Annotated in this window: 16 protein-coding genes and 1 tRNA gene; 16 read left to right on the forward strand and 1 reads right to left on the reverse strand. The window is 36.1% G+C overall.

Going from position 1 to position 14482, the window contains the following annotated elements:
- Positions 1-4 precede the first annotated feature (4 nt).
- The 4 genes from LI241_RS00710 to LI241_RS00725 all read left to right on the forward strand — a co-directional run bounded on the left by LI241_RS00710 (position 5) and on the right by LI241_RS00725 (position 2876).
- A complete protein-coding gene (locus LI241_RS00710) occupies positions 5-295 on the forward strand; it encodes a hypothetical protein (protein ID WP_008978910.1) in 291 nt (96 codons plus the stop codon).
- 15 nt (positions 296-310) lie between these two features.
- Entirely contained in the window at positions 311-991 is a 681-nt protein-coding gene (locus tag LI241_RS00715) for a CHAP domain-containing protein (RefSeq protein ID WP_227150843.1), read from the forward strand.
- Between the two features lie 102 nt (positions 992-1093).
- Positions 1094-1909, forward strand: coding sequence for a DUF3825 domain-containing protein (locus tag LI241_RS00720; protein ID WP_196030025.1), 816 nt, complete (start codon positions 1094-1096; stop codon positions 1907-1909).
- Positions 1910-2546: 637 nt separating this feature from the next.
- Complete coding sequence (locus LI241_RS00725) at positions 2547-2876, forward strand: hypothetical protein (RefSeq protein WP_196030026.1); 330 nt, start codon at positions 2547-2549, stop codon at positions 2874-2876.
- A 560-nt stretch (positions 2877-3436) separates the two neighbouring features.
- Here LI241_RS00725 and LI241_RS00730 read toward each other — a convergent pair.
- Positions 3437-3512 (reverse strand) — tRNA-Lys (locus LI241_RS00730).
- Between the two features lie 295 nt (positions 3513-3807).
- Here LI241_RS00730 and LI241_RS00735 point away from each other — a divergent pair.
- The 12 genes from LI241_RS00735 to LI241_RS00790 all read left to right on the forward strand — a co-directional run bounded on the left by LI241_RS00735 (position 3808) and on the right by LI241_RS00790 (position 14481).
- A complete protein-coding gene (locus LI241_RS00735; protein WP_008689058.1) occupies positions 3808-4974 on the forward strand; it encodes a DUF6348 family protein in 1167 nt (388 codons plus the stop codon).
- 312 nt (positions 4975-5286) lie between these two features.
- Positions 5287-5838 carry a translation initiation factor IF-3 gene (gene infC / locus LI241_RS00740; protein ID WP_020991162.1) on the forward strand — a complete coding sequence of 184 codons (552 nt, stop codon included), beginning with the start codon at positions 5287-5289 and terminating at the stop codon, positions 5836-5838.
- A gap of 22 nt (positions 5839-5860) precedes the next feature.
- Positions 5861-6055 carry a 50S ribosomal protein L35 gene (gene rpmI / locus LI241_RS00745; protein WP_008689053.1) on the forward strand — a complete coding sequence of 65 codons (195 nt, stop codon included), beginning with the start codon at positions 5861-5863 and terminating at the stop codon, positions 6053-6055.
- An 18-nt stretch (positions 6056-6073) separates the two neighbouring features.
- Positions 6074-6442: a 50S ribosomal protein L20 gene (gene rplT / locus LI241_RS00750; RefSeq protein WP_008689051.1), complete on the forward strand. Its 369-nt coding sequence runs from the start codon at positions 6074-6076 to the stop codon at positions 6440-6442.
- A gap of 15 nt (positions 6443-6457) precedes the next feature.
- Positions 6458-6895, forward strand: a complete 438-nt coding sequence (locus tag LI241_RS00755) for a MarR family winged helix-turn-helix transcriptional regulator (RefSeq protein ID WP_008689050.1) — start codon at positions 6458-6460, stop codon at positions 6893-6895.
- Positions 6896-7283: 388 nt separating this feature from the next.
- Complete coding sequence (locus tag LI241_RS00760; RefSeq protein ID WP_008689049.1) at positions 7284-8714, forward strand: NAD(P)/FAD-dependent oxidoreductase; 1431 nt, start codon at positions 7284-7286, stop codon at positions 8712-8714.
- A complete protein-coding gene (locus LI241_RS00765) occupies positions 8711-9961 on the forward strand; it encodes an NAD(P)/FAD-dependent oxidoreductase (protein WP_008689048.1) in 1251 nt (416 codons plus the stop codon). Before LI241_RS00760 ends, LI241_RS00765 begins: the two co-directional genes overlap by 4 nt.
- Entirely contained in the window at positions 9958-10320 is a 363-nt protein-coding gene (locus tag LI241_RS00770) for a DUF1667 domain-containing protein (RefSeq protein ID WP_008689047.1), read from the forward strand. The genes LI241_RS00765 and LI241_RS00770 overlap by 4 nt, the downstream gene beginning before the upstream one ends.
- Complete coding sequence (locus LI241_RS00775; protein ID WP_008689046.1) at positions 10320-10871, forward strand: glycerol-3-phosphate responsive antiterminator; 552 nt, start codon at positions 10320-10322, stop codon at positions 10869-10871. The genes LI241_RS00770 and LI241_RS00775 overlap by 1 nt, the downstream gene beginning before the upstream one ends.
- On the forward strand, positions 10868-12172 hold the full coding sequence (locus tag LI241_RS00780; RefSeq protein WP_008689045.1) for a patatin-like phospholipase family protein: 1305 nt from the start codon (positions 10868-10870) through the stop codon (positions 12170-12172). The genes LI241_RS00775 and LI241_RS00780 overlap by 4 nt, the downstream gene beginning before the upstream one ends.
- 301 nt (positions 12173-12473) lie before the next feature.
- On the forward strand, positions 12474-13691 hold the full coding sequence (locus LI241_RS00785) for an AI-2E family transporter (RefSeq protein ID WP_008689044.1): 1218 nt from the start codon (positions 12474-12476) through the stop codon (positions 13689-13691).
- Positions 13669-14481, forward strand: coding sequence for a GDSL-type esterase/lipase family protein (locus LI241_RS00790; protein WP_008689043.1), 813 nt, complete (start codon positions 13669-13671; stop codon positions 14479-14481). The genes LI241_RS00785 and LI241_RS00790 overlap by 23 nt, the downstream gene beginning before the upstream one ends.
- Position 14482: the final 1 nt, after the last annotated feature.

A 14482-nucleotide genomic window follows, 5' to 3' on the forward strand; every position in this document is an offset into this window, starting at 1 on the left:
AATAATGGATAAGCTACAAACGCTACTGGCCGTATGCGGAGGCATATCCGTTATAGGCGGTGCAGCCATCATGGTGTACCGCTTTATCACACCGGCTCTAAGACTAAACAAACGTATCGAAATACTAGAACGACATCAGACAGCTGATTATGAAAGACTAGCCACTATTGAGGATATGCAGTGCGAGCAAAATCGTGCCTTGGCGGCCCTACTGAATCATCAAATTGACGGCAATGGTGTCGAAAACATGAAAAAGATACGTGATAATCTGCTCAAAAGTATCATCGAAAAATAGGAGGACGAAAATACTATGATGACAGCGCAAGAGTTTATAAATAAAACAATAGGAAAACGAAAAGACGTGGACGGCTATTACGGCGCGCAATGCTGGGACTATTTTGCTTACTTTGAGCAACTTGCTAAGTACCCTATCACAAATTGCACAACTACTGGCTATGTAGCTGATATTTGGAATAACCGAAAAAATAACGGTGTATTGAAAAATTTTAATGAAGTATCTAAAAATAAGTTACAAAAAGGTGATTGGGTCATTTGGATTAAATCTCCTTATGGTGGTGGGTCACATATCGCTATGTTTATAGCGTATGCGGATAACAATAAGATAAAGGTTATCGGTCAAAACCAAACGAATACAATGGAGGCCTCCTATGCTACTCTAACTCTGACAGGTATCGGCGGATGCCTACGACCTAAATGCTGGGATAAAGATACAAAAAAATCCCTTGGTAATATCGCAGTCGTTGAGTATATGACGGAAAAAGGTGTAAAATGCTACATGAACGTTTATGCTAAGGACAAACTTACTAAGTGCAGTGGACATGGTAGATATAATCAGACACTTACCATTGGTACAAATGGCGCGCGCAATTGCTTTATGTCATATAAAAACGGACAAGCATGTGGGAAAAGTCATTGTAAAAAACCCAAAGGTACATTACTGCATGTGCGCAATGTAAAAGATCTAAAATAAAATTACCCTACTTCTCTTGATTGAGAGGTAGGAATTTTTTTTGTTATTGGAAATTCTTATATTTGGTGGTAGAATGTTTTTAACGATGATCTGGAGGTAATTATGAAAAAGAATGTAGATTATTTAACTGAAGGAGAGAGAAGCACTCTTTTGCGTTTTGCATATACAGGAACGAAGGAATTTTTTGATGATAAACTTGCAGAATTAGCAGAAATGGCTGAAGATGAAAACTGGACTTTTAATTCTAATGGGCAATTAGAAGTGCTATATAAATATATTGTTCATACGTTTGATCGACTTGTTGATGAAAATAAAGTACTTATTGATGAAAAAGAGAATTTTGCGTGTTTTAATACAGGGCTGTTAACCGAATTAGGCGATAGTCTTATAGGGATGTTTACAAAAAGCGAAAATCATGATAAAGGTGCCTATTGGTATTTTATTGGTTTCTATAGTGAAGCAGATAGAAGATTTAATGAACATTTTAATACGGTACCTAAATTAGCTAATTATTTTGAAAAACCTGAATGTATGTATTTTAATCCTGAATATCCGATTATTGTAAATTCTAATCACATTATAGAAGATAATGTTGATAGATTTCCCAAAGAGTTAACAAAGAATAAGTTGATGTTTTTAACTTTGTTTAAAGGATCTGTTGATATTATGAAAAAGAAAATTGCACGAAATTATAGATTAGTAGTTCCACAATTTTATCAAAAAAAGCTTACATATTTATTACCTTTGAATATAAATGGGTATAAATGTGCGTTAGCAGCAGAATTATTATCAAACAATCAATATAGGGCAAATACTGTATTTACATTGAATATGGCTTATACAAATGCAAGGCTTTTAATGAAGCCTGAAACAGATTGGCTTAATATAGACGATATTAAAAAAGAAAGTGGTAAATAAATACCACTTTCTTTTTGTTAGATTTTGCAAAGCAAGATTGAGCAACTAAATGATTTTTAATTCTCAAAAGGACAATCCCCTTTGTACTACTATTATATGACAATATTCAAAAAAAACAAGTGATTTTTGAATAAATTATTTTTTCTAAGATTTCGCGTTCAGATTTATTCATGTATTATCTTTCTTTATACCGTTTTTTCTAACCTTTAACTTCTTTTTTTTTCAATGCTTTCTAAAAAAAACGCAAACTCCTTACTTCTTTAATTTGAGATGGGTTTTTTGTCATGTGTAATTTTCATTCTTTACCATCTTTGGATAGCGATATTAATCCATACCACAAATATACATAAAAGAAACGATTACCGCTAAAGATAGATGATGACAAATTGATATAAACAATATAAAATACGAACTCTCGCCACCTCCACCAAAAAAGATGCCAACGATATTTTGAGACTAGCATTGGGCAACTCAAAATATCGTTTTTATATGCTTTTTTTCATTGTTTTTGTCTAATTACCTAAATCTTTTCTATACATTAAGCATATGTAAAAGTAATGCAGGTAAGGACGTTTACAATATTTACCATTATATTAATCGCCCATTGTAATGTATCATCGTTTTGAGGTGATAATAAATGATGATAGACAAGCTAAGAGCGTGGACTATATTAAGATATCATGACTGTGCTTATTTATTAAGTGGCGCTGAAAATGTTGCCAAGGCTCATGATATCAATAAGATGATCGAAAAATTAAGCACCGAACAAGGGGAAAATTTTCGTTGCGAGAGATTGAAGAATAAATTGCATACAAAGTATGCCAATAAAAAAGAAATACACAAAAGCAATAAAAGCGAAAAAATAACCATTAAATGGAACGAGTATGATACAGCAGAGTTAATTGATTTTAGATATTTATACTTGGTAAAAAAAGGTGTATGTGTTGGAGGATATTATATATACTAAAAAGGATGCATGAGCATCCAGAATAATGAGATATGTTGTACACACATATTATATAGCTAGTAGTGTATAAAATCAGTAAATTGGCTAAAAGTTACCAATATATTGTTATTTTATCAATTATCGAAAGAATAATAAAAAAGTGTAAAATAATTGAATAATTGGAAAAAATTACCAATGAAATGTAATGATAAATAAGCTATTATAGATGTGCGGTGAATGCCGTATATATTGCCTGCTGCTCCCTTGGAATAATGAGATATGTTTAAGGGAGGAAGATACATGGATGTGAGAACGATAAGAAAACGCAAATACATAACATTAAAGCGAGTATCTGAATATCTTGATTTGCCTATACCTGTCTACATATATTATGAGATCATGGGTATTAAATTAATGCATACTGACATATTGATTGATTTATGTGACTTGCTTGGTATAGATTATCATATGCTTTAATTAAATAAAACAGCAGGCAATATTTGATGTAATTTACACCAAATTTACACCAAATTGATTATGATATATAAAAAAAGCCGATTATTATCGGCTTATTTATGTAATGGTGACCCCTCAGGGAATCGAACCCTGGACCCACTGATTAAGAGTCAGTTGCTCTGCCAGCTGAGCTAAGGAGTCATCACTTAACTTGCTCAGTTATTATACCAAATATAAAACAAATTTCAAGTGTTTTCTTTAAAAAAGTAATAAAAGTTAGCGCATTTTTATCACGTAGATATCTTATTACAGTTCATTACCATAATGCTATCATGGCTTGCTTAAACAGCTGTGTAGAAAAAAATTCATAAATGAAAAAGAATAGTGAAGATGGATAGAAATGATAAATATGTGATTATGTGGTATCCGGTAGCATTTATGGAAAGGTTTAGGAATTTATTGTATAATGGTAACAGTTATGGAAGGAAGGATATCCATGTTTTTCAGAAAAAATAAAGCAAAACCGGAAAAGAATGAGGATTTTATCGTAGCAGACACACAGGACTTACATGAGGAAATGATAGAGTCATTAATCGCGATATGTGAAGATGGAATTAGTTATGAAGATGCCTTTGTTTTATCAGATGAAGATATTTATGTATATGCTGATATTTTATCCATCCATGATAATGTGGTGCAGATTTTATTTCAGTTACATCATGACTGGTTAGAAGACACGATATTTGAAGCCATAGCAGCAAGTGGAAGTAGTGTACATGATGCCATCTTAAACGCCTGTAAACAGTATTATGATCAAGTTTTATCGTTATATAGAAAAGCCATCCGCAATGATGAGAAACAATATACTTGTGAGGGATTTACACAAGAACGTCATTTTTTCGATGTATTTGCCAGTAAACTTGGCGGTATCGGAAAAAAAGAAGGACCGGATGTAGATTATTGGGCAATGCTGAAAGAGGCAATCTGTTTGCGCTTAGGCAATAAAAAGGTGTATTGGGTAAAAGTGTTTGCTTCAAAGGACAAAGAAAATGCCACAGCTGAAGTATGGATCAATGGCAAAGAGGCTAAAGAGCTTAGTCAAAAGCTTTTGGCATATGCCATAAACTGGGATACCATCAGTGCTATTCATACGGAAAAACAGTGTTTTCTGTTTGTTCAACAGGAACGCAGTTATGAAAAAAGTGATTTCACGAAGAATGAAATACAGGAATATACACGCAAAGCATTGCAGGCTTTTGAAACATGCAAAGGTAAACAAGAACATGTAAAGATACGTTCTCAGCTCATAAAATGGTGTGAGGATGATTCTTTAGCATATGAGATTTTCTGCTTTCTTCCGGAATTATATTGTAAATATGCATATCCTTATGTAGAATTTGGTGAAAAACTCTTTTTAGTGAAGAAAAATGAAAAAACGCGTGAATTATATCAGAGTCAGCTACAGTCTTATGCGTATATTGAAGAGGTAGTTAAACAACATTTTGAAGAGGATGATATTGAGAATTCATGTATCCAGAATGTATTAGCTTTTAGTGCGAATGCCAAAGCGATCCAGAAAGCTATTGAACAAGGGGATTCTCCAGCGGATCTATTCGTACCTGGAATTGGCTATTTTGTCCGCGATGGTTATCAATTAAGATAACCGCCATCCATTTAAAAGATGGTTCGTATATGGTATAAGCGTAAAGCTGAATGAAGAAAAGCGTGTACATACGCAAGAATCATCTGCATAAAAGAAAACAGCGAATGCAAAGATGAAGTACAGTTTCTAAAAAAGGTTTGACATGGCAGTGAATTCATGGTATGCTTAACAAGCAGAAAAGTTAGTGGAAAGTTAGAAGCACCCCTTCTCACCTGATGTCTGAAGACGTAGGTAAATGCTACATCATATTAAGAAATACATGATGATATTAGCGGGTGCATAGTGAGTACCCGCTTTTCTTATGGCAACAAAATGGAGGTGTCTATTATAAACAAGAGAGTTATTCCTAACAATGTAAACGACGATTTAGTAAATGAAAAGATTAAGTTCAAGGAAGTCATGGTGATTGATGCTAATGGCGATAAACTTGGAGTTAAGATGCGTCGTGAAGCTTTAGAGATTGCATACAACCAGGAACTGGATTTATTGTGTGTAGCTCCAAAAGCACAGCCACCGGTTTGTAAAGTGCTGGATTATGGTAAATATCACTTCGAACAGCAGAAGAAAGCAAAAGAAGCGAAGAAGAAACAGCATGTAACCGAGGTGAAGCCAATTCGACTGTCTCCGGTCATTGACCGCCACGATTTTGAAACCAAAATGCGTCATGCACGCAAATGGATCGAGGATGGAATGAAAGTTAAAGTGGATATGCGATTCCGCGGACGCTTGATTACGAGACTCGAGGTTGGTAAAAAGATTATGAATAGCTTCACTGAAGAAATTTCTGATATCGCAGTTATTGAAAAGAAACCAATTCTGGAAGGTAATACGATGTCATGTGTTCTGGCACCGAAGAAGAAATAGTTATTTATAGGAGGTACTACTTATGCCAAAGATGAAATCACATAGAGGTTTAGCAAAACGTATTAAAACAACTGGTTCCGGTAAACTGAAAAGAAGTCACGCTTATACTTCTCACCGTTTCCACGGTAAGACACAGAAACAGAAACGTCATTTAAGAAAAGCATCTACGGTACACAACACAGATTTCAAACGTATCAAACAGATGCTGGTGAAGTAAGATAGGAGGAATATAAACATGGCTAGAGTTAAAGGTGGATATACAACACGTCAAAGAAGAAAGAAAGTATTAAAGTTAGCAAAGGGTTATTATGGAGCAAAACACTTGCTGTATAAAACTGCACACGAGCAGGTAATGCACTCTTTCAAATACGCATACAATGACCGTAAAGATTTAAAACGTGAAATGCGTAAATTATGGATCGCACGTATCAACGCTGCAGCAAGAATGAATGACATTTCTTATTCAAGATTGATGCACGGTTTGAAATTAGCTAACGTAACGATCAACCGTAAAATGCTGTCAGAAATTGCTATTCACGATGAAAAAGGATTCACAAAAATCGTTGAAACAGCAAAGGCTGCATTGGAAAAAGCTGCTGCTTAATTGAGGTATGTATAAATGAATGACACACGGCATACGCTGAATGAACTTCTGGTAGATCTCTTTAATTACATCCTGTTGATTGAAGAGAAGAATCTGCGGGATCAAGGTGTCAGCTTATCCATGACAGAGGTACATATTCTGGAAGCCATTGACAAAAGTGAATCCAAGATGATGTCCGCAATTGCCAAGCGATTGATGGTAACACAAGGAACACTCACCGTTTCAGCTTCAAAGCTTGTTAAAAAAGGATATGTGGAGCGTGTCAAGGATGAACGTGATAAACGTATCGTGCGTCTTCAATTGACTGATCGAGCAGTACATGTCCTTGAAGTTCACAATGATTTTCATGCGAAGATGATTGATAAGCTACTAAATGAGCTGGAGCTGGATAAGGAACAGGAACTGATACAGTCTTTACGAAATCTGATGGATTTCTTTAAATCTCATTACTAATATAACGTCTGTTCATACAGGCGTTTTTCTATTCTATGACACCTTTTATGAATACGAACTAGAACATATGCAGGTTTTATTAGAATTTCTTATACTTGCGATATGTGAACAAGCATAGTTACTTTTGTGATTGTCCTCATAACGTGTTCTTGTGAAATCTGAAAAGAAAAAGAGAAGGTTAAGCACATTATTTCATGCGATTTGCTATTATCGTGACTATCATGTCCGCAAAAAGAAAATAAAAAAGTAAAACATCGTCATAATTCAAAACAGTTTTATGCTATACTATAAGTACAAGTTAATAAAAAATTACGAGAAAGCGAGATGAGAAACAGAACAGACTGTTTTTATCATGTCGCTTTTTTAGCGTATGGGAAAGGAGAATCGCATGAAAACGATTGCTGTTATCGGTGCTGGCATTGTCGGATCTTTTTTAGCATATGATCTGACACAATATGAAGAAGTAGAGGTAATATTATTTGAAAAACATGGGGATGTTGCACAAGAAACAAGTAAGGCGAATAGTGCTATTGTTCATGCTGGATATGATCCTGTAGATGGTACTTTAAAGGCAAAATTAAATAAACGCGGAGCCAAGATGTATCAAAACATATGTAAGCAGTTAGGCTGTGGTTATCAGGCTTGTGGAGGCTATGTATTGGCAAGCAATGAAGAAGAGGTAGAAATCTTACAGGAATTGTATGCAAGAGGTAAAAAGCGCGGTATCACTGTGGAGATAAAAGAACGTGAAGAAGTAGTAAAGAATGAAAAAAACTTGAGTAAACATATTCGTAAAGCTTTGTGGGTGCCAGATACAGCTATCATCACTCCATGGGAAGTATGCGAGGCTCTTGTAGAAGAGGCTTTATGGAATGGCTTACAGCTTCATTTGCATGAAGAAGTGTTGGATATTAAAGCATGCGAAAAGGGATATGTCATAAGAAGTGATAAAGGACAATATTCTGTGGATATGCTTGTGAATGCTGCTGGCTTAGGTGCACAAAAGATCATGGAAATGGTGGAGGCAGAATCCTTATTTACGATTACACCAAAACGTGGTCAATATTATGTTCTAGCTAAGCGTAGTCAACCTTATGTATCCCATGTATTATATCCTGCCCCATCTAAAGCGGGAAAAGGTGTTTTGGCAGTGCCTACCATACATGGTAATATTTTGTTAGGACCAACGAGTGAAATATTAAAGAAGGTGGATAATGCCACAACAACGTCAGGCTTACAAGAAGTACAGGAAAAGGTGGAAAAAATAATTCAACATGTACCTTATCAAGAAGTTATCCATAGTTACAGCGGATGTCGGCCTACTGGTAATAACAATGATTTCTATATCGAAGAATCAAGAAGGTGCAAGGGGATTTTTCATTTAGGATGCATTGATTCACCAGGCTTAGCATCAGCACCTGCCATAAGTGAATATGTGATTGTAGAACTCATGAAACTTCCGTTGACTTTTCATAAGAAAAAACATATTGTGCATCGTCAAAAACCACTCATTATGCGAAACTTAAGTGAAACAAAACAGCAAGCCCTCATACAAAAGCATCCGGGCTATGGACATATCGTCTGTTATTGTGAGCAGATCAGTGAGCAAGAAGTGGTCGATTGTATCCATCGAAAGTGTGGTGCCCATAGCATTGCGGGGGTAAAAATGCGTGTGCGCCCAGGCATGGGGAAATGTCAGGGAGGGTATTGTGAAGTAGAAATCGCTAAACTATTGGCAAGAGAATTGCAAATACCATTGCACGAAGTGCAATATGATGAAGACAGCTATTATGAGGTGGCAAAGGAGGGGAGACGATGAAACAGGTAGATATGATCATTATCGGAGGTGGCAGTGCTGGAATGAGTGCAGCTATTGCGGCCAAAGAAGCTGGTATAGATAATATCTTGATCTTAGAGCGTAAGGAAGAACTCGGTGGAATTTTGCAGCAATGTATTCATAATGGTTTTGGCTTACAGACTTTTCATGAAGAGTTAAGTGGTCCTATGTATGCGCAACGCTTTATAGATCAAATTCATGCTTATCGAATTCCCTATCGTTTATGCAGTGATGTTGTATGGATCGATGAGAGATTACGTGTACAATATGTTAATGCAGAAGAAGGCTATGTATGGGTACAGGCGAAAACGATTCTTTTAGCTTGTGGCTGTTATGAACGTAATCGCGGAGCCATCAGTATTCCTGGAAAACGGCTGCCTGGTGTCTATACGGCAGGCAGCGCACAGCGTTTTTTAAATCTTGAAAATATTCTCGTTGGCAAGAACATCTTCATCTTGGGAAGTGGTGATATCGGACTCATCATGGCAAGACGTATGACACTGGAAGGGGCAAACGTGTTGGGGGTAGCTGAAATTATGCCATATTCCAATGGCTTAAATCGAAATATTGTACAATGCTTAAAAGATTTTGCGATTCCTTTATATTTATCACATACAATCGTTGATATTCAAGGGGATTTTCATGTGGAACGTGTAGTCATTGCCCAGGTAGATGAACATCGCAACATTCTTCCAAAGACACAGAAAAGCTTTGCGGTTGATACCTTATTATTGTCCATTGGGCTGCTTCCGGAAATGTCATTAGCAGATCATTTGGATATGGAAATGGATAGTAAGAGCAAAGGGGCAAAAGTAAACGCACATTATGAAACAAGTATTCCGCATATCTATGCTTGTGGGAATGCTTTGCATGTCCATGATATTGTGGATTTTGTCAGTATGGAGGCTCATGAAGCGGCTTTATGTGCCGTTCAAGATATCAAAGGGCAGTATCACCGACAGAAACAATTTTCTACGCAAGCTGGGTCAGGTATTTCCTATGTATTGCCGCATTCTGTTGATGCCCAGCCTTCACAAAACATCACCCTTTGTGTTCGTTCCATTAGACCTTATAAACAGGTGATGATCAACATACGAACAGGGGATCGTATTATCAAAACCATAACAAAACGCTATCTATTACCTTCTGAAATGGAACGAATTATTTTAAAACCATCAGATATTGGTATTTTAGAGGAATCATTAATTGTGGAGGTAAAAGAGTCATGAAAAAGACATTTGACTGTATTGTTTGCCCAATGAGTTGTCATTTAGAAGTGACGAAGCAAAAAGATGATATACAAGTCAGAGGAAATAGCTGTTTGAAAGGAGCAGCCTTTGCTCGTCAGGAGATGATAGAACCTATGCGCATGTTAACGACGACCATACGTATAGAACATGCTATCTATCCATTACTGCCGGTGATTACTTCAAGAAATGTTCCAAAAGCTAAATTATTTGCTATAATGGAAGCATGTAAACACGTTTGCGTAAGTGCGCCGGTGCATGTAAATGATGTGATTGTAAAAAATATTGCGGACAGCGGCGCAGACTTATTGGCATCAAGAAGCATGGAAAGAAGGATTTGATGATCATACAGAACATCTTGCCGGTGATATCCGATTGGAAGACATTTGAAGCCTTTCTAAAGGGGTCTTATACATGGTGCATCCTCATGGATTTTCATATGAACTTTATGGAGGACTTGGTAAAACAGTTGCATGAGCATAACAAAAAAGGCATCGTGCATATGGATTTGATTCATGGTATTGCCAATGATCAATATGGTACACAATATATGTGTCAGAAGGTACATGCAGATGGAATTATATCAACAAAGCCGAAAGCGATTGAAGCTGCTAAAAGCAATCAATGCATTTCGATCTTACGTATTTTCATGATTGATTCACGCTCCTTTATGCGTTCTGTACACATGGCATCAGCTTTACAGCCGGATTATATTGAAGTTTTACCAGCTTTATTACCGGGGATTGTTAAAAAGTTGCATGCCTATTGCGATATTCCAGTCATTGGCGGTGGTATGATCGAGAATCAAGAAGATATCGCCAAGTGTTTATCCGGTGGTATGCAGGCAGTATCAACTAGTCATAGAGAACTATGGGAAAGTGTGGAGAAATGAAAAGAGCATTGGTGTTAGGTGGTGGCGGAAGTAAAGGTGCCTATGAAATCGGTGTATGGAAGGCTTTAGATGAGATGCATCAGCAATTTGATCTGGTTTGTGGAACAAGCATTGGGGCAATGATCGGGGTATTGTATGTGCAGCATGATTATCCTAAGGCTTATGATCTGTGGAAAGATCTGAAGGTGGAAGATATCATGGTAAATGGTGTTAATTTGGATAAAGATATCGAATTGATCATGTCTCAGAAAGGGAAATATGCCGACTTTTTATCAAGCTATATCCATCATAAAGGTGCAGATATTACACCGTTTATTGAAACAATCACACCTTTATTTGATGCAGATGCCTTTTTCAACAGTGACATTGATTATGCCTGTATGACCGTTAATTTCACACGCCGCCAACCGCATCCATTTCTAAAGCAAAAGATGGACAGAGATCGTGTCATTGATTATGTTTTAGCTAGCGCTTCATGTTTCCCGGCATTTCCAATGAAAGAGATTGATGGGGAATACTATCTTGATGGTGGCTATCATGACAATGTACCGATTGAACTGGCACGCAGCTTAGGCGCTCAACAAATCGTAGCCGTTGATTTAAAAGCTGTTGGAAAAAATCAAATTCATGAACCACAGGAAGATACTATTTACATAGAACCCTATGTACCCTTAGGAAGCTTTCTGCTATTTGATACGAAACGAATTCATCGCAATATGCAGCTAGGGTATCAAGATACTATGAAGAAATTTCATCAGCTTCTTGGTTCTATTTATACCTTTTCCTTAAACGATGAAAAAGCCATTGCGCATTTGGATGATCAGCTACAAAAAGCATTGGAACAAATTGATGATCTATTGGATCATGAAACTATGCTTAATGTGGTAGAAAAGGTTGTTCATCATCGCGTCTTGAAAGGTCTTGCGCCTTATCAATACCATACGTTTCCTTTCTTTGCCTTGTTAGAAAAAACGGCATGGATATTTGGATTAGCAGATATTGGCATTTGGCAGTTACAAGCATTTGTAATTGAAATCTTACATGTTGCTGACGCGCATATAAGCATATTTGAAAAGATGAAGGCTAGCCGCATTTCCGTGGGTGACATCATCGTGGCATTGAAAAATGAAAGTGAATTAGAAATCATTTGTTATATTTATCAGTATCTATTGGATACTCAAAATAAGCAAAGTGATCGTTTCACTGGGTTAAAAGCTATCAGTGTCGTATTTAATGACTCTTTTTTGAAGGCTTACATGCTATATGCCTTGCATATGAATTTTTTGAAGATGGAAGGGTAAGAAAAGAATGCTCATGTATAGCTGAAGATGCAAGAAATCTCTTTTTAAAAAACTTTATTAAAAAGATAAAACGTCATCCTGAAAGAATCTTGGCATTCTTGTAGGGATGCGTTTTTATTCATATGATAGTAAGCATGTTATCTATGATCAAGAAAAAAACGATCTTGTTTACTTTAACGGGTATAAAGGAAGCTAATAAGTTTGCATCATCATAAGATGATCTATGCGCGACACCTTCCACTGTTTGTTGGCACAGGTATTTCCACTATGATATAATGGTACTTGAAAGGTGTGTTTAACTATGAAGTATAAATTTCATGATGAAAAAGTGTTGCACAGAATAAAACCATGGGTTTATCTGTCGACCTATATATTGCTGTTGGCTTTTTTTCTTATGCATGTACAAGATGTAGTAAATGGTTTTGACTTTGTGTTATCTTTGTTTCGCTCTTTGTTATATGCTATCGTATTTGCCTATGTCTTAAATTTACCGATGAAAAAGATTGAATCTTTTATCATCCGCCATACAAAAGAAACATCGCTTTTGCGTAAAAGAAAACGCATGGTTTCCATGTTTCTGACATTTTTAATTGCTTTTTTGTTACTAATCATCATTGGCAGCATCATCTTGCCAAGCATTATCGGTTCACTGATTTCACTTATGCAAAATCTTTCGTCGTTTTTTACCGATATTGTTAAAAATATAGATGAGATATTAAAATATTTTCATATTGATTATCGTATTGAAGACATTCAACAGGTGGAACAATTCATACAAATGCCATGGGAGAAGATTGTCAGCAATGCGATAGCCTTTCTTTCGGGTAGTGCCAGTGGCATTTTATCTAGTGCCTCTAATTTCATCTCATCTTTTGCCGTTGGTTTTACGGGTTTTATGTTTTCTTTATATTTATTAAGTGGGAAAGAAAATTTTATCCGCCAATTGCGTAAGGTAACAGCTGCCTTTTGTGGATATGATGCATCTTTAATTGTCTTCCAATATGCAAGTCGTGTAAATCGTATTTTCTCAAGTTTTATTGGTGGACAGTTAACCGAGGCATGTATCTTATGGGTATTATATTATGTATGCATGCGTCTGTTTCAATTCCCATATCCGGAACTTATCTGTACCCTTATTGCCGTTTGTTCTTTAGTTCCTGTATTTGGATCCATGTTTGCGATGAGTGTTGGTGCTGTCATGATGCTTTCACACGATCCTTTGCAAAGTATTTGGTTTATTGTCTTTTATCAGGTAATCAGTTATTTTGAAGACAATGTAATTTATCCACGCGTGGTTGGGAATTCTGTTGGCCTGCCAGGCTTATGGGTATTATTGAGTATTTTTGTCTTTGGTGATTTATGGGGCGTATTTGGTATGGTAATGGCTGTTCCTACAACTGCTTGCTTATATGTATTCTTTGCTGAATTTATAAATAATCGATTAAGAAAGAAACGATTGCGTATTGAAAATGATACGTTAGTTCAAGAGGAAATACATGATGAAAAAACAATTTCATAAAGTTGTGTCAAAATTCACAATAGTATTTCTTATTATAGGAATGCTAGTAGGAGGTTGTAAAGAAAAGGAAACATCAAAAGTAGCTGTTCGTTTGCCTTCCTTTCCTGCGATAAAATCAAGTATCCAAAAAATTGCTTGTGTTGGGGATAGCATCACATATGGCTCCACTTTACAAGATAGGAAAAGCGAAAGTTATCCATCACAGTTATCAAAACGATTCGGGAACACCATCCAAGTCAAAAATTTTGGTGTTGATGGTGCAGCTGTACAGAAAACAGCAATCTTATCGTATTGGAATTGTAAGGAAATGAGCGAAAGTCTTTCTTATCAAAGCGATGTCATCTTTTTGATGCTTGGTACAAATGATTCTAAAAGTGTAAATTGGCAAAATGCTGAGGCTTTTAAAAAAGATTATATATCCTTAATTGAAACATATCAACAAGCATTGCCTAAAGCTGTTATATACCTAATGTTACCTTCGACAATGTATTCAATCCGTGAAGATGGTACATTAATTCACCAATTTTCACAAAGTAACATGAAGGAAATACAATCCGTTATTAAATCCATCGCAAAAGAAAAACAGCTGCCGCTTATTGATATTCATAGTGTCACAGCTGACCATGAAGAGTATTATCGTTATGATGGTATACATCCAAATGCAGATGGAGCAGCCTTCATCGCACAAACAGTCTATGACAGACTTGTGATAGATCAGCTAGAAGCCTTCTTACGTACCTTTGTAAATTGGGAGATCAAAGCGATGAAAATACTTATTGAAGCAAAATAAG

The organism is Longicatena sp. 210702-DFI.1.196, from assembly GCF_020563125.1.
Classification (GTDB): Bacteria; Bacillota_I; Bacilli_A; order Erysipelotrichales; family Erysipelotrichaceae; genus Longicatena; species Longicatena caecimuris.

Excerpts from the sequence above, each read along its gene's own strand:
- LI241_RS00725 (WP_196030026.1), top strand. The coding sequence starts at position 2,547 with ATGATGATAGACAAGCTAAGAGCGTGGACTATATTAAGATATCATGAC.
- LI241_RS00755 (WP_008689050.1), top strand. The coding sequence starts at position 6,458 with ATGAATGACACACGGCATACGCTGAATGAACTTCTGGTAGATCTCTTT.
- LI241_RS00760 (WP_008689049.1), top strand. The coding sequence starts at position 7,284 with ATGAAAACGATTGCTGTTATCGGTGCTGGCATTGTCGGATCTTTTTTA.
- LI241_RS00735 (WP_008689058.1), top strand. The coding sequence starts at position 3,808 with ATGTTTTTCAGAAAAAATAAAGCAAAACCGGAAAAGAATGAGGATTTT.
- LI241_RS00775 (WP_008689046.1), top strand. The coding sequence starts at position 10,320 with ATGATCATACAGAACATCTTGCCGGTGATATCCGATTGGAAGACATTT.
- LI241_RS00710 (WP_008978910.1), top strand. The coding sequence starts at position 5 with ATGGATAAGCTACAAACGCTACTGGCCGTATGCGGAGGCATATCCGTT.
- rpmI (WP_008689053.1), top strand. The coding sequence starts at position 5,861 with ATGCCAAAGATGAAATCACATAGAGGTTTAGCAAAACGTATTAAAACA.
- LI241_RS00715 (WP_227150843.1), top strand. The coding sequence starts at position 311 with ATGATGACAGCGCAAGAGTTTATAAATAAAACAATAGGAAAACGAAAA.
- LI241_RS00720 (WP_196030025.1), top strand. The coding sequence starts at position 1,094 with ATGAAAAAGAATGTAGATTATTTAACTGAAGGAGAGAGAAGCACTCTT.
- infC (WP_020991162.1), top strand. The coding sequence starts at position 5,287 with ATGGAGGTGTCTATTATAAACAAGAGAGTTATTCCTAACAATGTAAAC.
- LI241_RS00780 (WP_008689045.1), top strand. The coding sequence starts at position 10,868 with ATGAAAAGAGCATTGGTGTTAGGTGGTGGCGGAAGTAAAGGTGCCTAT.
- rplT (WP_008689051.1), top strand. The coding sequence starts at position 6,074 with ATGGCTAGAGTTAAAGGTGGATATACAACACGTCAAAGAAGAAAGAAA.
- LI241_RS00790 (WP_008689043.1), top strand. The coding sequence starts at position 13,669 with ATGATGAAAAAACAATTTCATAAAGTTGTGTCAAAATTCACAATAGTA.
- LI241_RS00785 (WP_008689044.1), top strand. The coding sequence starts at position 12,474 with ATGAAGTATAAATTTCATGATGAAAAAGTGTTGCACAGAATAAAACCA.
- LI241_RS00770 (WP_008689047.1), top strand. The coding sequence starts at position 9,958 with ATGAAAAAGACATTTGACTGTATTGTTTGCCCAATGAGTTGTCATTTA.
- LI241_RS00765 (WP_008689048.1), top strand. The coding sequence starts at position 8,711 with ATGAAACAGGTAGATATGATCATTATCGGAGGTGGCAGTGCTGGAATG.